This window comes from Cupriavidus sp. 10L45, from assembly GCF_056395225.1.
On record NZ_JBFTJC010000013.1, the window covers coordinates 157975 to 183173 of the forward strand.

The 25199-nt window shown below is 68.1% G+C and carries 24 protein-coding genes; 13 read left to right on the forward strand and 11 right to left on the reverse strand.

Going from position 1 to position 25199, the window contains the following annotated elements:
• Positions 1-76: 76 nt before the first annotated feature.
• The 6 genes from AC1DFU_RS22405 to AC1DFU_RS22430 all read left to right on the forward strand — a co-directional run bounded on the left by AC1DFU_RS22405 (position 77) and on the right by AC1DFU_RS22430 (position 5451).
• Positions 77-772 (forward strand): TerC family protein, encoded by a 696-nt coding sequence (locus AC1DFU_RS22405; protein WP_477159878.1) that lies wholly within the window; start codon positions 77-79, stop codon positions 770-772.
• A gap of 260 nt (positions 773-1032) precedes the next feature.
• Positions 1033-1536: a pilin gene (locus tag AC1DFU_RS22410; RefSeq protein ID WP_441591746.1), complete on the forward strand. Its 504-nt coding sequence runs from the start codon at positions 1033-1035 to the stop codon at positions 1534-1536.
• A 211-nt stretch (positions 1537-1747) separates the two neighbouring features.
• Entirely contained in the window at positions 1748-2275 is a 528-nt protein-coding gene (locus AC1DFU_RS22415; RefSeq protein WP_092292005.1) for a pilin, read from the forward strand.
• Between the two features lie 11 nt (positions 2276-2286).
• Entirely contained in the window at positions 2287-2811 is a 525-nt protein-coding gene (locus tag AC1DFU_RS22420) for a pilin (RefSeq protein WP_441591748.1), read from the forward strand.
• Between the two features lie 230 nt (positions 2812-3041).
• Complete coding sequence (locus tag AC1DFU_RS22425) at positions 3042-3536, forward strand: pilin (RefSeq protein WP_441591899.1); 495 nt, start codon at positions 3042-3044, stop codon at positions 3534-3536.
• Between the two features lie 130 nt (positions 3537-3666).
• Positions 3667-5451, forward strand: coding sequence for a Wzy polymerase domain-containing protein (locus tag AC1DFU_RS22430; RefSeq protein ID WP_441591750.1), 1785 nt, complete (start codon positions 3667-3669; stop codon positions 5449-5451).
• A 27-nt stretch (positions 5452-5478) separates the two neighbouring features.
• Here the strand turns inward: AC1DFU_RS22430 and AC1DFU_RS22435 are convergent, their stop codons facing one another.
• From AC1DFU_RS22435 to moaC, 3 genes are all read right to left on the reverse strand, one after another.
• Positions 5479-6003 carry a hypothetical protein gene (locus AC1DFU_RS22435; RefSeq protein ID WP_092292011.1) on the reverse strand — a complete coding sequence of 175 codons (525 nt, stop codon included), beginning with the start codon at positions 6001-6003 and terminating at the stop codon, positions 5479-5481.
• Positions 6000-6485 (reverse strand): hypothetical protein, encoded by a 486-nt coding sequence (locus tag AC1DFU_RS22440; RefSeq protein WP_092292013.1) that lies wholly within the window; start codon positions 6483-6485, stop codon positions 6000-6002. The genes AC1DFU_RS22435 and AC1DFU_RS22440 overlap by 4 nt, the downstream gene beginning before the upstream one ends.
• 251 nt (positions 6486-6736) lie before the next feature.
• The gene (gene moaC, locus AC1DFU_RS22445) at positions 6737-7213 is read right to left on the reverse strand and encodes a cyclic pyranopterin monophosphate synthase MoaC (RefSeq protein WP_441591752.1); all 477 of its coding nucleotides are present in this window, start codon (positions 7211-7213) and stop codon (positions 6737-6739) included.
• A 111-nt stretch (positions 7214-7324) separates the two neighbouring features.
• Here moaC and AC1DFU_RS22450 point away from each other — a divergent pair, with 111 nt between their 5' ends.
• The gene (locus AC1DFU_RS22450) at positions 7325-9109 is read left to right on the forward strand and encodes a beta-barrel assembly-enhancing protease (protein ID WP_092292017.1); all 1785 of its coding nucleotides are present in this window, start codon (positions 7325-7327) and stop codon (positions 9107-9109) included.
• Between the two features lie 9 nt (positions 9110-9118).
• Here the strand turns inward: AC1DFU_RS22450 and AC1DFU_RS22455 are convergent, their stop codons facing one another.
• From AC1DFU_RS22455 to AC1DFU_RS22480, 6 genes are all read right to left on the reverse strand, one after another.
• Positions 9119-9727 (reverse strand): DUF2946 family protein, encoded by a 609-nt coding sequence (locus AC1DFU_RS22455; protein ID WP_441591754.1) that lies wholly within the window; start codon positions 9725-9727, stop codon positions 9119-9121.
• A 9-nt stretch (positions 9728-9736) separates the two neighbouring features.
• Entirely contained in the window at positions 9737-10789 is a 1053-nt protein-coding gene (locus AC1DFU_RS22460; RefSeq protein WP_092292021.1) for a YheT family hydrolase, read from the reverse strand.
• Positions 10790-10802: 13 nt separating this feature from the next.
• Positions 10803-11243, reverse strand: a complete 441-nt coding sequence (locus AC1DFU_RS22465; protein ID WP_092292023.1) for a YybH family protein — start codon at positions 11241-11243, stop codon at positions 10803-10805.
• A 10-nt stretch (positions 11244-11253) separates the two neighbouring features.
• Positions 11254-12276, reverse strand: a complete 1023-nt coding sequence (gene waaF, locus AC1DFU_RS22470; RefSeq protein WP_092292025.1) for a lipopolysaccharide heptosyltransferase II — start codon at positions 12274-12276, stop codon at positions 11254-11256.
• A gap of 112 nt (positions 12277-12388) precedes the next feature.
• The gene (locus tag AC1DFU_RS22475) at positions 12389-12583 is read right to left on the reverse strand and encodes a zinc-finger domain-containing protein (protein WP_092292027.1); all 195 of its coding nucleotides are present in this window, start codon (positions 12581-12583) and stop codon (positions 12389-12391) included.
• Positions 12584-12645: 62 nt separating this feature from the next.
• Positions 12646-13566 (reverse strand): branched-chain amino acid transaminase, encoded by a 921-nt coding sequence (locus tag AC1DFU_RS22480; protein ID WP_092292029.1) that lies wholly within the window; start codon positions 13564-13566, stop codon positions 12646-12648.
• A 137-nt stretch (positions 13567-13703) separates the two neighbouring features.
• On the opposite strand from AC1DFU_RS22480, the gene AC1DFU_RS22485 reads away from it, so the two are divergent.
• The 5 genes from AC1DFU_RS22485 to AC1DFU_RS22505 all read left to right on the forward strand — a co-directional run bounded on the left by AC1DFU_RS22485 (position 13704) and on the right by AC1DFU_RS22505 (position 21111).
• On the forward strand, positions 13704-16631 hold the full coding sequence (locus AC1DFU_RS22485) for an SNF2-related protein (RefSeq protein ID WP_441591757.1): 2928 nt from the start codon (positions 13704-13706) through the stop codon (positions 16629-16631).
• Positions 16632-16883: 252 nt separating this feature from the next.
• Complete coding sequence (locus tag AC1DFU_RS22490) at positions 16884-18389, forward strand: amidase (RefSeq protein WP_441591759.1); 1506 nt, start codon at positions 16884-16886, stop codon at positions 18387-18389.
• Between the two features lie 26 nt (positions 18390-18415).
• Positions 18416-19753: an MFS transporter gene (locus tag AC1DFU_RS22495; protein ID WP_092292035.1), complete on the forward strand. Its 1338-nt coding sequence runs from the start codon at positions 18416-18418 to the stop codon at positions 19751-19753.
• A 192-nt stretch (positions 19754-19945) separates the two neighbouring features.
• Positions 19946-20791, forward strand: coding sequence for an AzlC family ABC transporter permease (locus AC1DFU_RS22500; protein ID WP_441591762.1), 846 nt, complete (start codon positions 19946-19948; stop codon positions 20789-20791).
• Positions 20788-21111 (forward strand): AzlD domain-containing protein, encoded by a 324-nt coding sequence (locus tag AC1DFU_RS22505; protein WP_092292039.1) that lies wholly within the window; start codon positions 20788-20790, stop codon positions 21109-21111. The genes AC1DFU_RS22500 and AC1DFU_RS22505 overlap by 4 nt, the downstream gene beginning before the upstream one ends.
• Positions 21112-21133: 22 nt before the next feature.
• Here AC1DFU_RS22505 and AC1DFU_RS22510 read toward each other — a convergent pair whose 3' ends face one another.
• Together AC1DFU_RS22510 and AC1DFU_RS22515 are read right to left on the reverse strand one after the other, a co-directional pair.
• Complete coding sequence (locus AC1DFU_RS22510; RefSeq protein ID WP_441591763.1) at positions 21134-22279, reverse strand: helix-turn-helix transcriptional regulator; 1146 nt, start codon at positions 22277-22279, stop codon at positions 21134-21136.
• Positions 22280-22401: 122 nt separating this feature from the next.
• Positions 22402-23508 carry a helix-turn-helix transcriptional regulator gene (locus AC1DFU_RS22515; protein ID WP_092292043.1) on the reverse strand — a complete coding sequence of 369 codons (1107 nt, stop codon included), beginning with the start codon at positions 23506-23508 and terminating at the stop codon, positions 22402-22404.
• A gap of 437 nt (positions 23509-23945) precedes the next feature.
• Here AC1DFU_RS22515 and AC1DFU_RS22520 point away from each other — a divergent pair, with 437 nt between their 5' ends.
• On the forward strand, positions 23946-25142 hold the full coding sequence (locus tag AC1DFU_RS22520; protein WP_092292045.1) for a phosphoglycerate kinase: 1197 nt from the start codon (positions 23946-23948) through the stop codon (positions 25140-25142).
• Positions 25143-25199 lie beyond the last annotated feature (57 nt).

Below are 25199 nucleotides of genomic sequence, written 5' to 3' on the forward strand. Positions count from 1 at the left end.
CAAAAGTTCGCAGTGGCGCCGCCTGCCGGGCGGTTGGCGAACGTGGAATAAACCTAGAAATTCGAGGAGTCTTGCCGTGGAATTGCTGTCGAGCAGCGCATTTTGGATTGCGCTGGGATCCATCATCCTGACCAATATCGTGCTGTCCGGCGACAACGCCGTGGTGATCGCGCTCGCCTCGCGCAATCTGCCGCCGGCCCAGCAAAAGAAAGCCATTTTCTGGGGCAGCGCCGCCGCCATCATCATGCGCGTGGTGCTGACCGTGGCCGCCGTGAAGCTGCTGACGCTGCCGTACCTGAAGATCGTCGGCGCCATCCTGCTGGTCTACATCGGCGTGCAACTGCTGACCGGTGATGACGGCGAGGAAGGCCACGACGCCAAGGACAACATCTGGCAAGCCATCCGCACCATCCTGATTGCCGACCTGGTGATGTCGCTGGACAACGTGGTGGCCGTGGCCGCCGCCGCCCAGAAGGGCCCCGAAGGCAGCCAGCTGATGCTGCTGGTGCTGGGCCTGGGCCTGTCGATTCCGCTGATTGTGTTCGGCAGCACCATCCTGCTGAAGGTGATGGAGCGCTTCCCGCTCATCATCGTGCTGGGCGCCGCGCTGCTGGGCTACCTGGCCGGCGAGATGCTGGTGAGCGACCCCGTGGATGCAGAGTGGTTCCAGGTGCATGTGCCGCACGCCCATCTGGTGTTTGGCTTGGTCGGGGCCGTGCTGGTGGTGCTGGTGGGCAAGCTGCTCARGCGTCGGAGCGCGCAGGTGGCCTGACGCCTCTGCATTGCAGTCTCGTCATGCCTGAAACGGGCGGCCGATCTGGCCGCCCGTTTTTCTTTGGTGGCGCCGCTACAACAGGGCGCTGTGGGCGCCCGCGCCACGAATTCCTGTGGATTTCCAAGCAATTCCCACAAGCCTGTGGGAATTGTCGGAGATCAATCGGAGTAGGGGGCTGACCTCCCGATCATGGGTGCCGTGCCGGTGCGCAATGCCGCGCGGCACGGACATCAACCATCACCATGAAAAGGGTCAATATGCAACGCAAGCCTTCCGTACGCCGCCATCGCGGCTTCACGCTGATCGAACTGATGATCGTGGTGGCGATCATCGGCATCCTCGCCGGGGTCGCCATTCCACAGTATCAGGACTACGTGGCGCGCTCGCAGTTCGCCGAGGGACTGAGCCTGGCGTCGGGGCAGAAGCCGGCGGTGATCGAAACGTTCTCGTACGGCGGCACCTGCCCCAGCAACGCCAGCGGGGCGGCGGACGGGATTCCGCTGGCGACCAGCATTGCCGGGACGTACATCAAGAGCGTGGTCACGGGCGGCACGCCCACGGCGGCGGGTGGCTGCACCATCGTCGCCAACTTCAAGGACGCTGGCATCGCCAAGGGGCTGGTCGGCAAGTCCCTGACGCTGCGCATGACCGGCGCGGACCAGGGTGCCGTGGCGTGGCAGTGCGAATCGGGCGCTGAACGGAAGTACCTGCCCAAGGCGTGCAGCCACGTGGCGGCGGCTGCGGCGGCCAGTCCGGCCTGATCTGCGCACCGGCGGCTGACAGGGGGTGGGAGCGCTCCCAGCCTCGGTCAGCATCGAAAAAATCGGGCCGAAATGCGCCATTTATGGTGCATTTCCATCAGAGTGAATCAACGTCCGGCGGCTTGCGCGCGATCAAATTTGTAGCGCGCAGCCCGCCACAGCATACGACCCCAGTCATCGCGTCGATGACGACAACCAGAAAGGGGGTCCTATGCAACACACCAACACTTATCCACGGCGGCTTGGCCGTCTTGTTCGCCGGGCCACGCGCGCCGGCTTCACGCTGATCGAACTGATGATCGTGGTGGCGATCATCGGCATCCTGGCCAGCCTTGCCATTCCGCAGTATCGCGACTACGTGGCGCGGGCCCAGTTTGCCGAGGCGCTGACGCTGGCGTCGGGCCTGAAGACGTCGCTGGTGGAGGCGTACGTCAGCTCCGGGTCGTGCCCGGACAACAAGACGGCCAATAACTCCGGCCTGCCGCTGAGTTCGACCATCAATGGCCGGTATGTGGCATCGGTGGAAACCAAGGCCAATGGCGTGGTGGGCGACTCCGGCGGTTGCGTGATCACGGCCCGGTTCCGGAGTGACGTCTCGCAGGCGCTGGCCGGCAAGCATGTGGAGTTGGAACTGAAGGGCTCCGAGGGCTCGTTCACCTGGGATTGCTTCTCCAACGTGGACCACAAGCTGATGCCGAAGTCCTGCAGCGTGCGGGGATCGAGTTCCACCTCGGCCTGAGGCGGTGCGCCATGGATCGCCGCAAGCGCCTTCCACGGCGGGCGGGCTTTTCGCTGATCGAGCTGATGATCGTGGTGGCGATCATCGGCATCCTGGCCAGCCTCGCCCTGCCGCAGTACCGCGCGTACGTGGCGCGGGCCCAGTTCGCCGAGGGGCTGTATTTGCTGGGGGGATTGAAGGTCTCGGTGCTGGAGACCTATGTCTTGTCCTCTCAATGTCCTGACAACACCGGGGAGAACGATGCCGCCTTGCCGCCGGCTGCAACCATTAACGGAAAGTACGTGGAGCGCGTGGTGGCCCAGCGCATGGGCCAGGTCTCAGACGGCGGCGGGTGCTTTCTCCGGGCGTACTTCCGCGAGGACGCGTCGCCGCTGCTCCGGGGCAAGTTCGTGGAGCTTGAGTTGAGTGGGACCGGCAAACCGTCTGAAGGCTACGCTGGCGGCGGCGCGGCGTCCTGGGACTGTTATTCGAATACCCGTGAAAATGTGCGGCCTAAGGCATGTCGGTACCGGTGGGGCTATACGCCTGAGGCTTGATCCGCCCACGCCGGTCCACTGCAAAACTTTGTCAGTCCCGTAGACACAAAATGTGACAAATTTTGTTGATTAGCCGTCCCTTGGAATCGTAGATCGGCCAAATTTTGTCACTCCCGCATGAGATTATCGGCATTTGCTGGCCTGGCACACTCCCTGCTTTAGGGGTAATGCATCACATGCAAGCAGATGTTTCTTTCTGTAACGAAAATCTCATCGAGGGGTCAATCCTTATGCAACGGGTACAACAAATCAAAAAACTGGGTCGCCAAGCCCAAAAGGGTTTCACGCTGATCGAACTGATGATCGTGGTTGCGATCATCGGTATCCTGGCTGCTATCGCGATTCCGCAATATCAGGATTACACGGCGCGTACGCAGGTGGCACGTGCAGTCAGCGAAATGGGCGCGTACAAGACGGCATTTGAAGATCGTCTGAGCAACGGCGCCGCGGTTGCCGCCTTGGCCGATATTGGCTTTGTTCAGTCGAATCTGTATGCCGATCCGAATGTGCCCGCTAACGTGAACACCGGCGCATTTGTCTGGTCGTCGACGCTGACCACGGACGCAGGCACCAACAAGAATGCTAGCCCTTCCGTGGCAGGTGCCACCATCAACTGGCAGCGCCAAGATACTGGTACGTGGCGCTGCTTCGTTACAGCTAGCAACAACGCTGGTTGGAAAGCCAGCTACGCTCCTTCGGGTTGCCCGATTGGCCAGGCGATTTAATATCAAGCCATCAGCGAGCCTTTCCCTCGCCTGATGCTGATGTAGAAAAAGCGCCTTCGGGCGCTTTTTCTTTTCCTGCTTCCGCAAGCCGCCACGCTATCATGGCGCCTTTCCTTCCCCTCGCGCCCGCATGCCGCCATCCAGGGCTTTGCTTCCGGGGTCGGCGATCATCGCCGCCTTTACCCTCCCGCTGCTGGTTTCGAAGCACACGCTTCCGCTCGCCACCTTCTACGGCGAATGGATGGCCGGCGTGCTCGGTGTCGCGCTGGTCTGCCTGCTGGCCTTTCGGCGTTCGCCAGACACCCCCCAAGTCCCCTGGATCGTCCTGCTGCCGCTCTGGCTGATCCTCACGACGCTCGTCCAGTCTGCCGCCGGCATGGCCGATATCACGGGCAGCCGCTTCACCACCCAGATCGTCCTCGCCCTCGGCGCCGCCATGATGGTCGCCGCATGGTGCCTTGGCCAGGGGTTGTCCACCGAGGAGCGCGCCGAAATTGTCGATGCCGTCGCCATCACCTTCCTCGTCGCCGGGCTGCTCGGCACGTTGGCCCAGTGGATCCAGGTCTTCCATATGGAAGACCAGATGTTCGGCCTCGTTTCGGAATATTTCTACGACACCAACCGCCGGCTGTGGGGCAACCTGAACCAGCCCAACCATCAGGCGACGATCCACGGCTTTGGCCTGGTTGCCGCGATGTGGCTGGCGCGGCGGGCGCGGCTCGGGTTTGCGGCTTGGCTGGCCGCCGTGCTGCTGCTCGAGTCGGGTATCGCGCTGACCGGCTCGCGCACGGGCCTTGTCCACGTTGGGCTGGCCGCCATCTATGCCCTGATCGCCGCCGCGATGGCGCGCGGCGAGCGGCGCGGGCCGAATCCGATGGCGCGCCCGCCCGGCCTCGTGCTCGCCGCCGTGCTGTTGGTCGTCGGCATCGTGGTGCTGCAGACGGTCATCAAGAGCGCCGGGCAGGCATTCGATTGGCGATTGTTCGATACCGTCGCGCAACTGAAGGCCGGCGATCAGGTCTCGGCACGCGGCGCGCTGTGGGCGCATGCCATCGCCATGTTCCGCTCGCATCCGCTGCTCGGCGTGGGTTACGGGGAGTTCGGCTGGGCGCAGTTCCAGCAGATGTCGCAACTGCGCGTGACGGCCGAGATGTCCCTGCACGCCCACAACGCCGTGCTCGATCTGCTGGCGAAGACCGGTTTGATGGGGACGGCGGGCGTGGGGGTGCTGCTGCTGGCGTGGCTGTGGCGCGTGGTGCGTAGTCGCCTCTGGCTCGCGGCGTCGGCGGAGCGGCCGCAGACCGTGGTGATCCTGCTCTGGCTGGCGATGGTCGGCGCGCATTCGATGCTCGAATACCCGCTCCATTACCTCTACTTCTTCCTGCCGTTCTGCTTCCTGCTGGGCTGGCTGGAGCCGTCCGGCTTCGGCAAACTGCGCCTCCCCAAGCCGGCGGCGATGGGCATCGGCATCGCCTTCGTCGCGCTCTCGGCCATCATCCTGACCACGCTCTGGCAGGACTACCGCCGCGTGGAAGCGCGCGAGTATGCGAGCGATGAACGGCGCGATGGCCTGCCGATGCCGCGCCACTGGTTCCGCCAGCACGCCGCGTCGGAGGCCATCGAGCGGACCGTCATCACGGCCCAGAATGCCGCCGAATTGCTACCCGGGCACCTCGACGCGCTGCACCTGCTGCCCACCCCGAACCTGATCGGCCGCACCGCGTGGCTACTGGCGCTGACCGGCCAGCCAGAGCGCGCGCGGCTGTGGATGGATCGCCTGCGCTATTACTATCAGGGCGACGAAGCCGCACAGTTCAACACGCTGGACAAGGCTTGCGAGGAAATGGACGACGCGCACCGTCCGCGCGACTTCTGCGCCTGGGTGCGCGTACGCGCCCGGCAGGGCCACGGCTGAGCCGAAACCCAGCCAGGGCCGAAGCCGTCAGCGCACGTAACCGGGCGGCGGGGGCGGAGGATAGTAGGGCTGGTAGTTCGACGGCGGCGCCGCGTAGCTGGTGGCGCGCGGCGTGGACACCATCTGCCCGTAGACCGGCACGCGGTTGCCGCTGGCGTACATGCACTGGACGTAGGCGGCGTCGTACTGCCGCTGCGAGCCATATCCCGCGTTATACGAGTTCCCGGCCCCCACGGCGGCGCCAGTGAGCAGGCCCACGCCGGCGCCGATGGCCGCGCCCGAACCGCCGTCGAAGGCCGCCCCGGCCGCTGCGCCGAGTGCCGTGCCGATGGCCGCGCTGCCCACGGCGGCCGTGTTCGATGCCTGCTGGGCGCTTACGCCGCCCACCTGACCGAATGCGAACTGGCGGCAGTTGTAGTCATCGCCCCGGAATTGGTCGAAGGTCTTGCCGGTGCCCGGCAGCGCCATCACGCTCGGGCCGGACGGCATGACCGCGCAGGCGCCAAGGCCCAGCGTGCCCGCCAGCAACAGGGGAAGGATGCGCGGATTCATGACGTCGCTCCCGGAACACGGCCCTGCGGCGTGGTGGACGAAGACGGCGTCGGCGGCACCCGCTGCCAGCCGGTGGGACACTCGCGGACGTACGGGTAGAAGCCCTCGGGCGAATCGCAGTGGTACCACCAGGCGTTGGGCGAGTCATTCGGCGCGCCGCTGGCCGATGGCGCGGGCACCGGATTGCCATCCGCGCCCTGTTCGATGTACTGCGGCGGATTCGGCGCCGGCACCGCGACGACGGCGGGCGGATAGTAGCCGGGCCCGTAGTAGGGGCCATAGGCATAGGGTCCCCAACCGGGCCCCCAGCCTGGACCCCAGCCGGGTCCCCATCCTCCCCAGCCCGGTCCCACGTAGACGCCCACGCCGACGCGCGCGCGCCCCCCGTGGTAGTGGCCGCCGGCCATGGCCGACGTGCTGACAGCGGCCGAGGCCACCGCCGCGAAAGCCAGGGCGATCTGGCAAAGCTTGCGCCCGTTCATGATGTGTACCCCTACCCAATGTGCTGCATGCGTGCCGGCGACATCCCGAAAGCGGCGTTTCCGGCGTTGTGACCTGTTACCTAACCCTCAACGCTCGACCCGCCCGATCCGTGGACGGGCGGCGCCGGGCCTTGCTGGTAATTCAATACCAATTTTCCGGAAGTGGCGCCGGCGCGGGGGGCTTGGAAATGCGGCGTTACCTTTATTACGGGCGGGACAACGGGGGACAACGGGGGGCACGGGGCGACAAATCAGCCCGCCACCCAATCCCCCGACTTCCCGCCATGCTTTTCCAGCAGCTTCACGTTGCCCATCACCATCCCCCGGTCCACCGCCTTGCACATGTCGTAGATGGTCAGCAGGGCCACCTGCACGCCGGTCAGCGCCTCCATCTCCACCCCGGTCTGGCCGTGGGTTTCGGTGCGTACCACGCAGGCGATGGTGGAACTCGGTTCGTCCAGCGCGAAATCGACCGCCACCTTGGTCAGGCCGATGGGATGGCAGAGGGGGATCAGGTCGGAGGTGCGCTTGGTCGCCATGATCGCGGCCACCCGGGCGATGCCGAGCACGTCGCCCTTCTTGGCGGTGCCGTCGCGCACCAGCGCGAAGGTATCCGGCTGCATGGTGATGGTGCCGGTGGCCACCGCCACGCGATGGGTGCTGGCCTTGTTGCCGACATCGACCATATGGGCTTGTCCGGCGGCGTCGAAGTGGGTGAGTTGGCTCATGGCGTCAGAATTCGAGGGATGAAATAGCGCCCGTCGCAATCCGGAGAAACAACGCGGGGCAAGGGGTCTGCCGGATTGGGAACGCGCGGCGGAGGCCGCTATCATAGCAATATGCCCAAGACCTCCTGGCGCCGCCGCCTGCCCGCTCCGGCGCGCGCCGCCGACACCGCTCCCGCTGCTTTGGCCGCCCCCGCCATGCGCGCGTCACTTGCCCGTGCCGTGGCCGCCGCCCTCGTGCTGACCATGGCCGCGCCGGCCTGGCCGCAGGGCTTGACCGTACCCGCCGCGCGGCTGGCGCCGTCCTCGCAGCAGCCGGCGCCCACTACGGAGCTGGTGCCCGACGCCAGCGATCAGGTCTACGACAATCTCAACCGCAGTGTCAGGGCGGGTCAGAAATCCGAATTCGGATTGCGGACCAATAACCCGGTGGTGGAGGGCGGCAGCCTGCAGCTCCCGGACCTCGGCGACCCGTCCACGGCATCGCTGTCGCCGGACATGGAGCGGCGGCTGGGCGACCGGATCATGCGGGATATCCGCCGCGATACCGACTATGTCTCGGACGCGCTGCTCAACGATTACCTGAACGCGCTCGGCTACCGGCTGGTGCAGGCCGCGCGCCGCCAGAACGTGGCCGGTTCGAATGGCGCGGGCACCTTCGCCACCGGTTTCGAGCTGTTTGGCGTGCGGGACCGCTCGATCAACGCCTTCGCGCTGCCGGGCGGCTATATCGGCGTGCATACCGGGCTGCTGGTCCAGTCCGAGACCGAATCGGAACTTGCCTCCGTGCTCGGCCATGAAATCGGCCACGTGATGCAGCGCCATATCGCGCGCGGCATCACCAAGCAGGATGAGTCGATGTGGATCGCGCTGGCGTCGATGGTGCTGGCCGGGCTGGCGGCCACCAAGAGCGGCGATGCAGCGGCGGCGCTGGCGATGGGCGGGCAGGGCGCGGCCGTGGCCAACCAGCTGTCCTTCTCGCGCGGGGCCGAGCGCGAGGCTGACCGCGTCGGCTTCCAGATCATGACCGCTGCCGGCTTCGACCCGCAGGGCATGCCCGATTTCTTCTCGCGGCTGCAGCGCGTGACCGGCATCTCGGACAACTCGATCCCGGCCTATGTGCGCACCCACCCGCTGACCTCCGAGCGGATCGCCGACATGCAGGACCGCGTGCGCCACGTGACCGCCCGCAAGGTCGGCAACACGCCCGAGTACGAGTTCGCCCGGGCGCGGGCGCGCGTGATTCAGGCCACCACCCCCAACGACCAGCGCAACGTGCTGGAGACGTTCCAGTCGCAAGTGGCGAACGCCTCGCCGGTGCGGCAGCCGGCGATCTACTACGGCATCGCCTTCGCCAACCAGCGGCTGGGCCGCTACGCGGATGCCGAACGGGCGCTGGCCGAGGCGCGCCGGCTCTATGGCACGATTCCGTCCGCCACCTCGGGCAGTCCGATGCTGGACGTCATGGCGATCGAGCTGGCGCGCGCCGAGGGCCGTCCGCAGGAAGCGCTGACGCAGGCCAACGCCTCGATGCGCGCGTTCCCGCTCTCTCATGCCGTGGCGCTGACGTATGCCGATTCGCTGGTCGCCGCCGGCAAGCTGGGCGACGCCGTGACCTTCCTGCGCGCCCGCACGCGCGAGGAAAAGGCGCGTGCCGAATGGTGGGAGCTGCTCGCGCGCGCCTACGCGGCGCAGGGCAAGCGGCTGCAGCAGCATCAGGCGCTGGCCGAGAAGTACGCGATGGACGGGTCCTACCAGGCGGCCATCGAGCAATTGCAGATCGCCCGCAAGGCCAATGATGGCGATTTCTACTCGCTGTCCGAGGTCGATGCGCGGCTGCACCAGCTCCAGCTGCAGTTCCGCGAGGAAAAGCAGGACAACAAGGGCATGCCGAACTGAGGCTGGGCCTCAGCCAGCTTCGGCTTCCGGTGCGGGTGCAGGTGTTCGCACGAAGCCGAAGCGCGTCGGCACCTCGTCCTCGGCAATCGGTTCGATGTCGAAATCGCGCCCGGCGTGATGGAACACCCCCAGCGCCGCACCGCACCCCTCGCCATGCCAGGTGCAGGCGCTGCTGAAGGCATCGAGGTCATGGTCGTGCAGCAGCGCGGCCTGCACCGGCGCGCCATCTCCGTCCCCATCCCCCAGACCTTCCACCGTCCCCGCCAGCACCACGTTGCCGTGCTCGTCGGCATGGCAGGCCGTCACGCTGAACGGCCGCCCGGTGGTGGTGGCCAGCGCGCCGTCGTGCATCCGCACGATCCACGGCGCGTAGCCGAGCGAGACGAACACCCGCTGCGGTCCGTTCTGGAAGAACCAGGCGCCGCGCGCGTCGTGGGTGTAGTTGCGTTCGATGAAGTGGATCAGCGCCTCGTGGCGGATCGGGTCGCCGGACAGCCCGTGCTCCTGCGCGAACTCGTTGCGCAGGCGCCATTGCCCGCGGCGGTCCAGCGCCAGCCATCCGTACGCGTTCGGCACGTTGGGCCAGCGGGCCATCGCCTGCTTGACGATGTCATCCATGGTTGTCTCCTACGCCGTCTGGCGCGTTCCACCCACGCTGTCGAAGTAGTCGAGGATGCGCGTGGGCAGCCATTCGATATGGCCCGCCACCGGGAACAGCGGCAGGTGGCCCAGCACGCCGGCGCGGGGCGTCATGAAGCCGACGTGGCCGCCGTGCGCGGGCTGCTCCAGCAGCACGTCGGGGCTGACCTCGGCCTGGCTCGGCAGGTGCTGGCCGGGCAGGAAGGGGTCGTTGCGCGCGTTCAGCACCAGCGTGGGAATGCGGATCTCGCCCAGCACCGGCTTGCTGGCGGCGCGCATCCAGTAGTCGTCGGTATCGCGGAAGCCGTGCAGCGGCGCGGTGACCACGTTGTCGAAGGCGTAGAGGTCGCGGCTCGCCAGCATCGTCGCGCGGTCGAACAGGCCCGGAAACTGGTCGAGCTTGGCCAGCGACTTGCGCTTCAGCGTCTGCAGGAACATCCGGGTATAGATCAGGTTGAAGCCCTGGGAGAGCGCCGCGCCGCCCGCCGCGAGGTCGAGCGGGGCCGAGATGGCCGCCGCCGCCGAGAGGAAGCGCGCGCCGTGGCCTTCCTCGCCCAGATAGCGCAGCAGGGCATTGCCGCCGAGCGAGATGCCGACTGCCAGCATGCGCTGTCCTTCCGCCCGTCCGGGCTGCACCCGTTGGCGCAGCCGCTCCAGCACCCAGCGGATCTCGGCGGAATCGCCCGAATGATAAAAGCGCGGCGCGCGGTTCAGCTCGCCCGAACAGCCCCGGAAATGTGGAATGGCGCCCTGCCAGCCGCGTGCGCGCAGCGCGTCCATCAGGGTTTGGGCGTAGTGGCTGTTCGAGTCGCCCTCGAGGCCGTGGAACATCACCACCAGCGGGGCGCCCGGCGCTACCGGGTGCGTGGTCCAGTCGACGTCGATGAAGTCGCCATCGGGGGTGTCCCAGCGTTCGCGCCGGAACGTGACGCGCCGGTGCCGCGTGAAGCGGGCCGCCAGGATGGTCTGGGCATGGCCGCCGCGCAGCCACCACGGCGTGTGGAAGGTCTCGCCGAAGGGGGCGCCCAGCTTCAGGCCCATCACGTCGAAGTGGTCAGTGCAGCGCCTGGCCCGGGGCGGCGGCCACGGCGGCTACCTGCACCGCGTTGGCCGGGCTGCAGTGGATGTGGGCCAGGCGCCAGCCCTCGTGGTTCTGCATCAGCACGTAGGTGGTGTGCACGTAGAGGTCCGCTTCCACGCGGTCCGCGCCAAAGCGCAGCGCCTCGGTCACGTCGAAGATCGACACGCCGAGCGAGGCATGGCTGCTGGTCTCGATGGCGTCGATCAGCACCGGCTGTTCCTCCAGCAGCAGCATGAAGGCCTGGCGCAGGTGGTCGTGGCCGATCAGGCGCTGGCCGTCGGGCATCACGCACGTGACCGAATCCTCGTCCAGCCAGAGGCGCAGCGCGCCATCGGCATCGCGCAGTTTCATGGCTTCGCGGAAGGCATCGACGATGTCTTCGGCGGAATCGAACAGTCGGGCGAAACGGGGCATGTTGGCGTGGTCAGGGTCGATGCAGGAGCTTGCGCAACTCGACGAACACCATTTCGGGTTCGATGTCCTTCAGGCAGCGCAGGTGGCCCAGCGGGCACTCGCGTTTGAAGCAGGGGCTGCACTCGAGTTGCAGCCACATGATACTCGCAGCCTGTGACAGCGGGGGCGTGTGGCGCGGGTCGCTGGAGCCGAAAACGGCCACCTGGGGCCGGTTCAGTGCGGCGGTCACGTGCATCAGGCCGGAGTCGTTGCAGACGGCGGCTTCGGACAGGGCGAGCAGGTCCACCGCGTCGTCCAGCGAGGTCTGGCCGCACAGGTTGCGCACGAACGGCGCTCCGGCGACGATCTCCGCCGCGATCTCGGCATCCTTGGCCGAGCCGAGCGTGATGATCTGCGCATACGGGAACGAGCGGCGCAGCATCTGCGCCAGTTCGGCGAAGTGCGCGGCCGGCCAGCGCTTGGCCGGGCCGAACTCCGCGCCGGGGCAGAAGGCGATCACCCGGGTCTGCGGCGCGATGCCGAAGCGCTCGGCCGTGGCGGCCATGCGCTCGGGCTTCACGCGCAGCTGCGGATCGGGGATGTGCTCGGGCAGGCGCCCGCCGGGCTTGAGGGCCAGCCGTGCGTAGTGCTCCACCATCGGCGGGCGCTTGTCGCGCGGCGGATTGGCGTGGCGCACGTTGAGCATGCCGAAGCGCGCCTCGCCGCGATAGCCGATGCGCAGCGGAATGCCGGCCAGGAACGGAATCAGCGACGATTTGAGTGAATTCGGCAGCACATAGGCCACGTCGTAGCCCTCATGCTTGAGCTGCTGCGCGAACATCAGCCGGGCCGAGAGCTGCAGCTTGCCGTGCGCGAGATCGCTCGGGAACACGGTGCCGATCTCGGGCATGCGTGCGAGCACCGGCGCCACCCATTTCGGGGCGAGGGCGTCGATGACCATGCGGGGATGGCGCGCCTTGAGCAGCGCGAACAGCGGCTGCGCCATCAGCGCGTCGCCGATCCAGTTCGGGGCGATGACGAGGGCTTTTTTCATATTGTGGGTGATGCGTGGCCCGGACATGCCAACGCCCCGGGGCGCAACGCGGCCCGGGGCGGGAGGGGGGTGCGGCGGCGCGCGGCGTGGGCCGCGTGCCTCGGACGCGATCTCAGTGGTGGCCCTTCAGCACGGTGCCCGGCTTGAGCTTGTACACGGTGCCGCAGTACGGGCATTTCACCTCGCCGGTGTCGGCCACGTCCAGGAACACGCGGGGATGGTAGTTCCACGTCGGGGTGTTCCCCGTGGGGCAGTGGAGGGGCATGTCTTCAGCGCCGATTTCGACGACGGATGCGGTTTGCGTCATGGTGTTGCGTTTGGCTTGCAGGGTGACTGGCTTGTTTTAAATGATCGGGATGGCGCCGGTGCTCAGACCAGCGTCAGCCACTTCTTGTACTTCTCGTCCGTGCCGCCCACGGCGGCAAAGAACGCTTCCTGGATGCGCTGGGTAACCGGGCCGCGACGGCCTTCGCCGATCACGCGGTCGTCCAGTTCGCGGATCGGCGTGACTTCGGCGGCGGTGCCGGTGAAGAACGCTTCGTCGGCGCAGTACATTTCGTCGCGCGTGATGCGCTTTTCGCGCACCTCGATGCCGAGGTCGCGGGCAATGGTCAGCGTGGCGTCACGGGTGATGCCGTCCAGGCACGAGGCCAGGTCCGGCGTGTAGATCACGCCATTGCGCACGATGAACACGTTCTCGCCCGAGCCCTCGCTCACGTAGCCGTCGGTGTCGAGCAGCAGCGCCTCGTCGTAGCCGAGGCCGGTGGCCTCCTGGTTGGCCAGGATCGAGTTGATGTAGTAGCCGCTCGCCTTGGCGCGCACCAGCGACACATTCACATGGTGGCGCGTGAACGACGAGGTCTTGACGCGGATGCCGCGCTCCAGCCCCTCTTCGCCCAGATAGGCGCCCCACGGCCAGGCGGCGATGGCCACGTGGATGGTGTTGCCCTTGGCGGACACGCCGAGCTTCTCGGAGCCGATCCAGACCAGCGGGCGGATGTAGCACGACTCGAGATTGTTGGCCCGCACCACCTCGCGCTGGGCGGCCTCGAGCGTCGCTTCGTCGAACGGCATGGCCATCTGGAAGATCTTGGCCGAGTTGAACAGGCGGCGCGTGTGCTCCTTGAGGCGGAAAATCGCGGTGCCGGCCGGCGTCTTGTAGGCGCGCACGCCCTCGAATACGCCCATGCCGTAGTGCAGGGTGTGCGTCAGGACGTGAATCTTGGCATCGCGCCACTCAATCAGCTTGCCGTCCATCCAGATCTTGCCGTCGCGATCCGCCATCGACATGGTTGTCTCCCTCTGCACCAGAAATGTCACAAGGCCGCCATTGTAAGCCGCGCGCCCTGATGTGCCAACGCGGCCGGGCGGGGGGACTACAATCGCCGTTCCGATCCTCCCGGCCTCTCTTTTTACCCCTTTTGCCCTTGTCCGCGCTCCCCACCACCCCCGACGACGATCACCGCTGGCAGGAAGCGCTGGGCGAACTGGCCGCGCTGGCCGGCGCGGAAGCCCCTGTCGAGGGCGGCCGGCGCCGCCTGTTGTGGGCGCTGACCGTCGATGCCGATGGGGTGCCGGGGCTGGTGGAGCCGCTGGAGCAGGCCTACGGCCCGCGCGGCTGGGGCAAGCCCCGGCCGATCCCGCTGGCCCGGGTAGCCGAGGACGACACCCTGGCGCCGTGGGACGCCCGCGTGGCCCGGGCCATCCGCCGCGACCGCTCGCGCAACCGCCGCCATGTGCTGGACCGCGCCGCCGCCGTGATGGCGCTGGTGGGGCACCCCGGGGTGGTGCTGTCCCACGCGCCGACTGTGCCGATGGAGGTCACCGAGGCCGCGCCCACGCTGGAAGCGGTCCGGGAGGTTGGCAACGGCGGCGACCGCTACGTGCTCCGCATCGCCCCCCCGCTGCGTCCCGCGCCCGCCATGGAAGACTTGCTGCCCCCTGCCGCGCGCGAGGAAGCCGAGGCGCTGCGCCAGATCACGGTGCTCCAGGACGGCCCACGCCGCCTCCGCGTGATCCGCTTCTCCGCCGCACAGCAGCAGGCCGCCCGCCTGATTGCCGATGGGCTGGCCGTGCCCGCCGACGCCCACGCCCGGCTGGACACCACGCTGCGCGCGCTGGCCGGCCATTTCCAGATCCATGCCGACAGTTCGGGCGAAGCCCGCCTGCGCGAGCCGGAAACCCGCCTGCGCGCCGAAGTGGCGCCGGTGGGGCGCGGCATCGGCCTGCGGCTGGTGGTCACGCCGCTGGGCCCGATGGGGCCCCGGCTGGCGCCCGGCGCGGGCCGCGCGCAGCTGATGGCGACCGTCGCCGGCGAAGCGATGGCCACCGAGCGCGACCTGGACGCCGAGCTGGCCCACGTGGCCGAAGTCTTCGCCGCGCTGCCGTTCCTGGTCGAATCCTCGCCGCCCGGCGGCGAATACACCTGGACGCTGGACGATCCCGAAGACGCCCTGACCGCCGTGGAGATGCTGCCCGGCCTCGCCGGTGTGATCGACCTCGAATGGCCGCGTGGCCGCGAGATCCGCCTGCTGCCGGCCGACCTCCCGCAACTGGCCGTCAGCGTGGAAACCGGCAGCGAGTGGTTCAAGCTCGTCGGCCATCTGCGCGTGGCCGAGGGGCTGGTGATGTCGCTCGAGAAGCTGGTGGCCTGGGCGCACGGCCACGCCGGGCGGTTCATGCCGATGGGGCAGGGCGTCTACGTGGCGCTGACCGGGCAGTTGCGCGCCCGCCTGCGCGACCTCGCCGGGGTGGGGGATGCCATGCGCGATGGCATCCGCGTGCCGCTGGTGGCCGCGCCCTGGCTGGACGACGTGCTGGCCGGCGCCGGCGTGGACCCGGATGCGCACTTCCGCACCCGCGTGCGCCGGCTGCGGGCCGCGCGGGAGGCGGACGCCGCCGTGCCCGCCACGCTGGCGACCGAACTGCGTCCTTATCAGGAAGAAGGCTACCGCTGGATGATGGCGCTGGCCGAGGCCGGTTTCGGCGCCTGTCTGGCCGATGACATGGGGCTGGGCAAGACGCTCCAGTCGCTCGCGCTGCTGCTGGCGCGTGCTGCCGACGGCGCGGCGCTGGTCGTGGCGCCGACCTCGGTGTGCGGCAACTGGGCCGCCGAGGCGCGCCGCTTCGCCCCTACGCTCAACGTCCATCTCTATGCCGAGGGGGACCGCGTGGCCATCGTCGAGCAGGCCGGCGCCCATGACCTCGTGATCGTCTCGTACCAACTGCTCCAGCAGGCGCGCAAGGATTTCGGCGCGCGGCGCTGGCACACGGTGATCGCCGACGAGGCGCAATCGATCAAGAATCCGTCCTCGCGCCGCGCGCAGGCCATGTTTGCGCTGGCCGCCGACTGCCGCGTGGCGCTTTCCGGCACGCCGATCGAGAACCGGATGTCCGAACTCTGGGCCGTGATGCGGTTCTGCAACCCGGGGCTGCTCGGGTCGCTGGTCCGCTTCAACGAACACTTTGCCAACCCGATCGAGCGCAATGGCGCGCGGGAGCCGCGCGTGCGGCTGCGGCGCATGATCGCGCCGTTCGTGCTGCGGCGGACCAAGGCGCAGGTGCTGGACGAACTGCCGCCGCGCACCGAACTCGTGATCCGCGTGGAGCCCGAGCCGGCTGAGGCCGCCCACTACGAGGCCCTGCGCCGTCAGGCGCTGTCCGAGGCCGAGCGCGCGCTGCTACGGCCGCCCGCCAGGAAGGGCCGCAAGGCACAGCCGGCAGCGCCGGCCGAACCCGACGCCCGCATCCACGTGCTGGCCCAACTGATGCGCATGCGCCGCGCCGCGTGCGACCCGCGTCTGGCCACGCCCGAGGTGGCCGCGCCGGGCGCCAAGGTGCGCGCCTTCGCCGAACTGGCCGCCACGCTGGCCGCCAACGGCCACAAGACGCTGGTGTTCAGCCAGTTCGTCGATTTCCTCCAGTTGATGCGGCGCGCGCTGGATGAGGCGGGACTGGCCTACCAGTACCTGGACGGCGCCACGCCGGCCGGCGAACGCACGCGCCGCGTGGCCGCGTTCCAGGGTGGGGCGGGCGATGTCTTCCTGATCAGCCTGAAGGCCGGCGGCTTCGGCCTGAACCTGACGGCGGCCGACTACATCGTGATTGCCGACCCCTGGTGGAATCCCGCCGCCGAGGATCAGGCGATGGGCCGCGCGCACCGCATCGGCCAGCAGCGGCCGGTCACGGTCTACCGGCTGATTACCGCCGGGACCATCGAGGAACGGATCGTGGACCTCCACCAAGGCAAGCGCGCCCTGGCGGACGGCGTGCTCGACGCCACCGAAGGCGAAGCCACGGGCCGCGCCGCCGCCTTGCCCGACATCGACGAACTGGTCGGCCTGCTGCGGCGCTAATCTCCTCTCGCACCAAACGGTATACCAAAGCGCTCCCGATGATGGTGCAGCGCACACGCGCCCGCATGCGCCCATCCCCCGAAAAGCCGCATCCTGCCTTGTTGCGGTGCAAATCACCTTGGCACAAATACTGCCTTGTGAATTTTGGATTTGTGAATATAGTATACCGATTGCTGTATCCGCCGCCGTATCGATAAGCCCCCTCAGGCCGCCGCGCCCACGCGCCGGCCCAAGACAACACACGGAGCGCACGTGACCCTGCCTGACCTGCCACCGGCCGACCCTGGCCGGCTGGACGACTGCTTTTTGCCGATCTGGGTAGCCGCCGACCGGCTTGCCCGTGGCGAGACCACCGCGCAGGCGCTGGTCGCGTCCTGCCACGCCGCGTGGGTCGCCCATCATGCGACGATCAACGCCCTTGTCCTGCCCGACTTCGATGCCGCGCACACCGCAGCCCGTGAGAGCGACCGCCGCCGGCAGGCCGGCGCGGCGCTCGGGCCGCTGGACGGCGTGCCGTTCTCGATCAAGGAATCGTTCGACGTGGCCGGCTGGCCCACCACCTGCGGCAGCCCGGCGCGCGCCGATCATCGTGCCGAGCGCGACGCCGTGGTGGTGCAGCGCCTGCGCGCGCAGGGCGCGATCCTGCTCGGCAAGACCAATGTGCCGCTGGGCCTGCGCGACTGGCAGAGCTACAACGCGATCTACGGCACCACGCGCAATCCGCACGATCCGACGCGCACGCCCGGCGGTTCCTCGGGCGGCAGCGCGGCGGCGGTCTGCGCCGGCATGAGCTTTTTCGATGTGGGCTCCGATATCGGCTCGTCGTTGCGCAACCCGGCGCACTACTGCGGCGTGTTCTCGCACAAGAGCAGTCACGGGCTGGTGCCGCTGCGCGGCCACGGCAACGCGCCGGCCGGGTTTGCCGAGCAGGACATCAACGTGGCCGGCCCGGTCGCCCGCAGCGCGCGCGACCTCGAACTGGTGCTGCGCGCCATCGCCGGCCCGGACGTGGACCTCGCGCCCGCCTGGCGGCTGGACCTGCCGGTCTGCCCGCACCAGCGTCTGGCCGACTTCCGCGTGGCGGTGCTGCCGACGCATCCGCTGGCCGATGTCGATGCCACCGTCAGCCAGCCCATCGAGGCGCTCGGCCACTGGCTGGCCGGGCAGGGCGCCAAGGTGGACTGGCACGTGCGCCCGGACTTCGACGCCGCCGCGCTGTGGCGCACCTATGTGCTGCTGCTGCGCGCCACGACCGCCGTCTATATGGATGACGCCGCCTTCGCCGACGCGCTGGCCCGTGCCCAGCCCGATGCGGGTGACGACTACGCCACGCTGCAGTTCACCGGCGCCACGCTGACCCATCGCGACTGGCTCCGCCTGCAGGCCGCGCGCGACCGTTTTGCCGAAAGCTGGCGCCGCTTCTTCGCCGATTACGACGTGCTGCTGTGCCCGGCCGCCGCCACCACCGCGTTCCCGCTCGACGAAGCCGGCGAGCCGTGGCAGCGCACGCTGCCGGTGAACGGCCAGCCGATGCCGCTGACCACGCAACTGTTCTGGGCCGGCCATTCGGGGCTGTGCGGATTGCCGTCCACGGTGGCGCCGATCGGCCCGGCGCGGGACGGCCTGCCGTGCGGCGTGCAGATCGTGGCGCGGCGCTGGGGCGATCTCACCTCGCTGCGCTTCGCCCAATTGCTGGAGGCCGCCGGCTACGGCTACCAACCGCCGCGCGGGCTGGCATCGGCCGGCATCGATCGATAACAACGGAAGACTGGGAGGAAACCATCATGATGGACTGGTTCAAGGAGCTGTCGCGCGCCGAGCGCAAGGGGTTCTACGGCGCGTTTCTCGGTCATGCGGTCGATGTGTTCGACTTCATGATCTATTCCTTCCTCATCTCCACGCTGCTGGCGCAGTGGGGCATGAGCAAGTCGATGGCGGGCGCCATCGTCACCTGGACGCTGGTCTCGTCGCTGGTTGGCGCGGTGGGCGCCGGGCTGCTGGCGGACCGCTTCGGCCGCGTGCGCGTGCTGCGCTGGACCATCATCGTGTTCGCGGTGTCGTGCTTCCTCTGCGGCATGGCGAATTCGCCCGAGCAGTTGCTGGTGTTCCGCATGCTCCAGGGGCTGGGCTTCGGCGGCGAATCGTCACTGTGCATGGTGCTGGTGACCGAGCTGATCCGCAATCCGGCCCATCGCGGCAAGTACTCGGGCTTCACCGCCAGCAGCTATTCGTTCGGCTGGGGCGGGGCGGCCATCGCCTACGCCATCACGTTCAACCTGTTCGAGCCGGAAACGGCGTGGCGCGTCTGCTTCTTCCTCGGCATCCTGCCGGCGCTGGTGGTGATCTACCTGCGCCGCAACCTGCAGGAGCCGGAAGTCTTCCTCAAGAGCCGGGCCGCACGCGGCAAGGTCTCGCCGGGGGCCGATCTCGCGCGCGTGTTCCGCGCCCCGCTGCTGCGCAAGACCGTACTGTGCAGCCTGCTGTCGGGCGGCATGCTGGGCGCCTACTACGCCATCGCCACCTGGCTGCCCACCTTCCTGAAGACCGAGCGGGGGCTGTCCGTGTTCGGCACCAGCTCCTACCTGGCGGTGACCATCCTCGGTTCGCTGGTCGGCTACGTGGCCGGCGCCTACGCCACGGACCGCTGGGGCCGCCGCGTGACCTATATGGCGTTCGCCGCCGGCGCTTTCGTCATGGCGATGATCTATATGGTGATTCCGGTCAGCAATACGTCGATGCTGTTCCTCGGCTTCCCGCTCGGGGTGCTGATGCAGGGCGTGTTCTCGGGGATTGGCGCGACGATCTCGGAGTCGTACCCGAGTGCCGTGCGCGCCACGGGGTATGGCGTGTCGTACAACCTCGGCCGGGTGATCGGCTCGTTCTTTCCGCTCGCCGTGGGCTGGCTCAACAGCGGGCGGACCTCGCTGGCGCTGGCCATCGCCATGGTGGCCGGGGTGGGCTACGCGGTGGTGATGGTCTCGGCGGCGTTGCTGCCGGAGACGTCAGGCATCGATCTGGGACAGGCCGGCGGCGGGGATGACGAGACGGACCCGGCTATGGATCCGACCAACGCGCCTGCCGCCGAAGCCGCGCCGCTGGCGCCCACGAGCCGCCCGGCATAGCGGCTGGGTGAGGAAGGAGGGCGCCGGGGCCCCGATTCTCCACGAAACAACACTCGGTGCGTGCACTTTTAAGCCACCGCTTACCTGCTGCGGGCACGCGCCTATAATGTCTGCTTTGCCGCCGGCGCGATGCCGGCGGTGCCCCCGACGGCCCCGCTCCCCGCGCTGGCCGTACCCTTCTCGCCCTCTGCTATGACACCCCGACAGTCGTCCCCGGTGTGGTTGCGCCTCTGGCATCGATTTGCCGAGGTGGAGCGCAACGGTTTTCTCGACGGCGCACGCTATTTCGCGCCTTCCCTGCCCGCGGTGTTCTCGTGGGGGCTGGTCACCGGGGTGGCCATGAGCAAGTCGGCGCTGACCGTGCCCGAGGCCATCGGCATGTCGCTGCTGGTCTACGCCGGCTCCGCCCAGCTGGCCGTACTGCCGCTGTTCGCGGCCGGCCTGCCGATCTGGACCATCTGGCTGACCGCCGCCGTGGTCAACCTGCGCTTCGTCATTTTCAGCGCGGCGCTCCAGCCGCACTTCAGCTACCTGCCGCTGGGCCGGCGCACCGTGCTGGGCTTCTTCAACGGCGACCTCCACTTCGTCTATTTCATGCAGAAGTACGTCGAGCCGGGCTACGCGCCGGGCAAGGAGGGCTATTTCTGGGGGATGGCGCTGGTCAACTGCGCCACCTGGCAGGTCTCGTCGCTGCTCGGCATCCTGCTGGCCAGCGTGTTCCCGGACGCCTGGGGCCTCGGGCTGGCCGGCGTGATGGCGCTGATTCCGGTGATGATCGCCACGATCAACTCGCGCTCCACGCTGATGGCCGTGGTGGTGTCCGCCGTGCTGGCGCTGCTGTGCTTCGACCTGCCGTACCGGCTGGCGCTGGTGGTGGCCGTGGTGGGCGCGCTGGCGGCCGGCATGGCCAGCGACGAACTGGCCGCGCGCGCCACGCTGCGCGGCATTCGCGCGCGGAAGGACAAGGCCAAGGCCGAGGCCGGGGCCCGCGCGATATCCGAGTCGCAGCCGGAACCCCAGACCGGAGACCGGGCATGAGCCACGTCGAAACCTGGATCGCCATCGTCGGCATGGCCGTGGTGACGGTGCTCACGCGGGCGCTGTTCCTGATGGCCGGCGAGCGCGTGAGCGTGCCGGACCGGCTCCAGCGCGCGCTGCGCTATGCCCCGGCGGCGGCGCTGGCGGCCATCATCGTGCCGGAATTCATGACCTGGCAGGGCCATTTCACCATCTCGCCGATGAACGCCAAGCTGATGGCCGGCATCGCCGCCACGGTGTTCTACCTGTTCACGCGCCGCATGGTCGGGATGATCGTGGTCGGCATGGCGGTGTACACCGCGCTGCGGCTGCTCACCTGAGCCTTCTGATCCCCACTGTTAACTAATAGCGCGATGGCTCGGTCAGCATCGTGCTGAGCCGGGTCAGCAGATGCGCCAGCTGCGCCTGCGTGCTGGTGCGGGTCTTGTTGAAGATCGACTTGACCTGCGTGCGGCTGGTTTCGCGCTTGATGCCGAGCTGCGCGCACGCGTCCGGCAGGCCAACGCCCTGCGTCAGCAGCGCGGCCAGCCGCGTTTCCGCCGGCGTGAGGCCGAAGAGGTCGCGCAGGATGGCCGGCATGGCGCGCGGCGTGCCATAGCGTTCGTGGATGGCGGCCAGCACGGTGTGGGTCTCCATGCCGGGCAGGCTCTGCGCCATCGGCGCCAGCGCCAGCGTCACGATCTGCGCGGTGCGGCCATCCGGCCCGGCGGCCTGGATGGCCTGCGCGGCCTGCAGGGTGTCCGGCGCGGCCACGGCGCGAAGCACCTCGGGAAACGGGCGCGAGAACTGCCAGAAGGCGCTGTCCGTCGGCGCGCCGGCGCGCGGCCCGAAGAAGGCGGCCGGCATCAGGCGCCGCACCCACGGCTCGCCGGACTGGTTGGCGAACAGCGGCTTGCCGGCCAGATCGAACACCACCACCCCGAAGGGCAGCCGGTTCAGCATGTCTTCCGACAATCGCCCCCGCGTGGCCAGCTCCTGCATGCGCTCGCGCAGGCCGAGGGCATCGCGCAGGTGCGGAATCACCCAGTCCAGCGCCAGGGCATCCGCTTCCGCGTAGACATTGGCGTCGAGCGGCCGTTGCAGCGACAGGTAGATCTCGTAGGTGGGATGCCGCTCGATGAGGCACGACATGACCGACGCGATATTGAGGTCGCGCAGGAACTCGCCATAGAACGGGCTGGCACGCATGACCTGCTCGCCCACGTCGCGATGGTCGATATACCAGTCGCCCACGCCAAGGCGCTCGGCGAACGGCCGGCTCGGGTCGAACTGGTAGTAGTGGGAGGTGTAGGCCTCCATGGCGTCCGGCTTGTAGTCGACGGCGTGGGTCACCACCACGCGGTCCAGCGCCCGGTTGCGCACGATCAGCGACGCCTGCGAACTGCCGCTCGCGCCACACAGGGCGACCAGGCTCCGCTGCCAGGCGCCCGTTTCGAAAACACCTTGGTAGAGACTTCGAATGGTCTCGTGCATTTGTCCGTCGTTCATGCCTTGGGGTCCGGCGTGGCGCGCGAAGGTATGCCCGGTTCCGGTGAGGCGGGCGCGCGTCAAGACTTCGCATGCCTGCCGCGGGGGCGCGACAGGGGCAAGGGGCGATGCAGGGGAGGGCGCTAGCCGCCCTCGAGCGTGGTGGCGAGCCGGGTCAGCATCTGCGTGAGGCGGGCCTGGCTGCCGCAGCCCGTCTTCAGGAAGATGGACTTGAGCTGTGTGCGCGCGGTCTCGTGGCGGATGCGCATCTGTCGGCTCGCCTCGGGTAGTCCTTCGCCGCAGGCCAGCCGCGTGGCCAGCCGCGTCTCGGCCGGCGTGAGCGCGTACAGGTCGCGCAGCACGGTATCGAGCAGCACGGATGGGGCGCCGGCCTCGTGCACCACCACCAGCGCGGCGGGTTGCTGCCAGGAGGCGGCGAGGATGTGGGAGGGCGGCAAGGGCAGGACCAGCACCTCGGCCATGGCGCCGGTCTTGTCGGTGGCGCGCGCGGCCTGCGCGGCTTGCGGCTGGTGGGGATGGCAGGCGGCCTGGACCATCTCGGCAAAACCGCGCGAGAGGCGCCAGTCGCCGGTCTTGCCAGTGGGGTCGAGTCGGCGCGCCCAGCGCTCGCCGGCGGTATTGGCCAGCAGCAGATGGCGGTCCGGCGTGTAGACGGCCACGGCGAAGGCGAGCCGCTCCAGCAGCCGCGCGGACACCGACGCCAGCGTGGACAGCCCCATGGTGCGTTCGCGCAGGGCGATGGCGCTGCGCATATGCGGCACCACCCAGTCGAGCGCACGGGTGTCCTCGCCCGAGAAGGCGTCCTGGCTCAACGCGCGCTGCATCGAGAAATACACTTCGTAGTGGGGCTGTCGTTCCACCAGGCAGGCCACGTAGGAGCGCAGGTCGAAACGGTTGAAGAAGTCGCAGTAGAACGGATGCCGCGCCATGGCCTGCGGGCCGAGGTCGCGTGCATCGATATACCAGGCGCCGGGCACCAGCCGGGGGGCGAAGATCTTGGCTGGATCGATGGCCTGGTACTCGTTCTCGTACGCAGTGAACAGTTCCGGCACCGGATTGACGATCTCGTTGACGGTGACCTGGTCGCGCACGGTGTCCCACACCATCATCGACGCATGTGCGCTACCCGCCATATCGGTCAGCGCGCACAGGCTCTTGTGCCACGCGCCGGGGTCCAGAATGCCTTCGTAAAGCCCACGGATTGCCCCGTGCATGCTTGCTTGGTCCATCGGATCTACCCCTGCATTCACGACAATGGACCATCCGGCCGCCGGTGCCCTCGAAACGGGGCGGGTCGGGTGGGATGGCTTTTTGTTATTGCCGGTCGATGCCGGCTCGCTGGCTGCAACTGATGATGCGATGTACCAAATATGCGACCTTTGCGATGCGTGTCTGGCGGTGCATACGTTTAGTACATTAGGGCGTACATTACCCCAACCGGGGCAGCCCGCCAGAGATACCTGTACCCTTCTTTCGAGGGGGTTTGCAGTGAAGTCCGATGCGCTCCTGGCACTTTCGCCCACGGGGTGGGTATTAGTGATGTTGGCGTCATTTCGAGGGCCAATCGCATAAAACCGTGACGGCGATCAGGTAAAATGCCGGTTTCCCCGATTTCCAACGCGGCCGCGTGCTGTTGGCGTACCGCCCAGTCCCGTTTCTACTCGCCATGACCTCTGTCCTGCGTCTCACCGATCTCATCTCCCAAGGCAATCTCTCCGGCAAGCGCGTGTTTATCCGCGCCGATCTGAACGTGCCACAGGACGATGCCGGCAAGATCACGGAAGACACCCGCATCCGTGCGTCGGTGCCGGCCATCGAGGCCTGCCTGAAGGCCGGCGCGGCCGTGATGGTGACGTCCCACCTGGGCCGCCCGACCGAGGGTGAATTCAAGCCCGAGGACTCGCTGGCCCCGATCGCCGAACGTCTGTCCGAACTGCTCGGCAAGCCCGTGCGGCTGGTGCAGAACTGGGTCGATGGCGTGGACGTGGCGCCCGGCCAGGTAGTGCTGCTCGAGAACTGCCGCGTCAACAAGGGCGAGAAGAAGAACAGCGATGAACTGGCCCAGAAGATGGCCAAGCTGTGCGATGTCTACGTCAACGACGCCTTCGGCACCGCGCACCGCGCCGAGGCCACCACGCACGGCATCGCCAAGTACGCACCCGTGGCCTGCGCCGGCCCGCTGCTGGCGGCCGAGATCGACGCGCTGGGCCGCGCGCTGGGCCAGCCGGCCCGCCCGCTGGTCGCCATCGTGGCCGGCTCCAAGGTTTCCACCAAGCTGACCATCCTCAAGTCCCTGGCGGACAAGGTGGACCAGCTGATCGTCGGCGGCGGCATCGCCAACACCTTCATGCTGGCCGCCGGCCTGAAGATCGGCAAGTCGCTGGCCGAGCACGACCTGGTTGGCGACGCCCAGGCCATCATCGACATCATGGCCCGCCGTGGCGCCTCGGTGCCGATTCCGGTGGACGTGGTCTGCGCCAAGGAATTCAGCGCCACGGCCGCCGCCACGGTCAAGGACGTCAAGGACGTGACCGACGACGACATGATCCTCGACATCGGCCCCAAGACCGCCGCCCAGCTGGCGGACCAGCTCCAGGCCGCCGGCACCATCGTCTGGAACGGCCCGGTGGGCGTGTTCGAGTTCGACCAGTTCGGCAACGGCACCAAGGTGCTGGCCGAGGCCATCGCCAATTCCAAGGGTTTCTCGATCGCGGGCGGCGGTGACACGCTGGCCGCCATCGCCAAGTACCACATCTCCGACCGCGTGGGCTATATCTCCACCGGCGGCGGCGCCTTCCTGGAGTTCCTGGAAGGCAAGACGCTGCCCGCGCTGGAAGTGCTCCAGCAGCGCGCTGCGGCCTGATTTACCTGTCACCTGTTTTTGCCCGATCGTTCCCGAGCCGCCCCTGTCCGTACCAGT

What these genes read in the sequence shown, in the direction of transcription:
- AC1DFU_RS22410 (WP_441591746.1), top strand. Translation starts at nt 1,033, where the DNA reads ATGCAACGCAAGCCTTCCGTACGCCGCCATCGCGGCTTCACGCTGATC.
- AC1DFU_RS22415 (WP_092292005.1), top strand. Translation starts at nt 1,748, where the DNA reads ATGCAACACACCAACACTTATCCACGGCGGCTTGGCCGTCTTGTTCGC.
- AC1DFU_RS22420 (WP_441591748.1), top strand. Translation starts at nt 2,287, where the DNA reads ATGGATCGCCGCAAGCGCCTTCCACGGCGGGCGGGCTTTTCGCTGATC.
- AC1DFU_RS22425 (WP_441591899.1), top strand. Translation starts at nt 3,042, where the DNA reads ATGCAACGGGTACAACAAATCAAAAAACTGGGTCGCCAAGCCCAAAAG.
- AC1DFU_RS22430 (WP_441591750.1), top strand. Translation starts at nt 3,667, where the DNA reads ATGCCGCCATCCAGGGCTTTGCTTCCGGGGTCGGCGATCATCGCCGCC.
- AC1DFU_RS22435 (WP_092292011.1), bottom strand. Translation starts at nt 6,003, where the DNA reads ATGAATCCGCGCATCCTTCCCCTGTTGCTGGCGGGCACGCTGGGCCTT.
- AC1DFU_RS22440 (WP_092292013.1), bottom strand. Translation starts at nt 6,485, where the DNA reads ATGAACGGGCGCAAGCTTTGCCAGATCGCCCTGGCTTTCGCGGCGGTG.
- moaC (WP_441591752.1), bottom strand. Translation starts at nt 7,213, where the DNA reads ATGAGCCAACTCACCCACTTCGACGCCGCCGGACAAGCCCATATGGTC.
- AC1DFU_RS22450 (WP_092292017.1), top strand. Translation starts at nt 7,325, where the DNA reads ATGCCCAAGACCTCCTGGCGCCGCCGCCTGCCCGCTCCGGCGCGCGCC.
- AC1DFU_RS22455 (WP_441591754.1), bottom strand. Translation starts at nt 9,727, where the DNA reads ATGGATGACATCGTCAAGCAGGCGATGGCCCGCTGGCCCAACGTGCCG.
- AC1DFU_RS22460 (WP_092292021.1), bottom strand. Translation starts at nt 10,789, where the DNA reads ATGGGCCTGAAGCTGGGCGCCCCCTTCGGCGAGACCTTCCACACGCCG.
- AC1DFU_RS22465 (WP_092292023.1), bottom strand. Translation starts at nt 11,243, where the DNA reads ATGCCCCGTTTCGCCCGACTGTTCGATTCCGCCGAAGACATCGTCGAT.
- waaF (WP_092292025.1), bottom strand. Translation starts at nt 12,276, where the DNA reads ATGAAAAAAGCCCTCGTCATCGCCCCGAACTGGATCGGCGACGCGCTG.
- AC1DFU_RS22475 (WP_092292027.1), bottom strand. Translation starts at nt 12,583, where the DNA reads ATGACGCAAACCGCATCCGTCGTCGAAATCGGCGCTGAAGACATGCCC.
- AC1DFU_RS22480 (WP_092292029.1), bottom strand. Translation starts at nt 13,566, where the DNA reads ATGTCGATGGCGGATCGCGACGGCAAGATCTGGATGGACGGCAAGCTG.
- AC1DFU_RS22495 (WP_092292035.1), top strand. Translation starts at nt 18,416, where the DNA reads ATGATGGACTGGTTCAAGGAGCTGTCGCGCGCCGAGCGCAAGGGGTTC.
- AC1DFU_RS22500 (WP_441591762.1), top strand. Translation starts at nt 19,946, where the DNA reads ATGACACCCCGACAGTCGTCCCCGGTGTGGTTGCGCCTCTGGCATCGA.
- AC1DFU_RS22505 (WP_092292039.1), top strand. Translation starts at nt 20,788, where the DNA reads ATGAGCCACGTCGAAACCTGGATCGCCATCGTCGGCATGGCCGTGGTG.
- AC1DFU_RS22510 (WP_441591763.1), bottom strand. Translation starts at nt 22,279, where the DNA reads ATGAACGACGGACAAATGCACGAGACCATTCGAAGTCTCTACCAAGGT.
- AC1DFU_RS22515 (WP_092292043.1), bottom strand. Translation starts at nt 23,508, where the DNA reads ATGGACCAAGCAAGCATGCACGGGGCAATCCGTGGGCTTTACGAAGGC.
- AC1DFU_RS22520 (WP_092292045.1), top strand. Translation starts at nt 23,946, where the DNA reads ATGACCTCTGTCCTGCGTCTCACCGATCTCATCTCCCAAGGCAATCTC.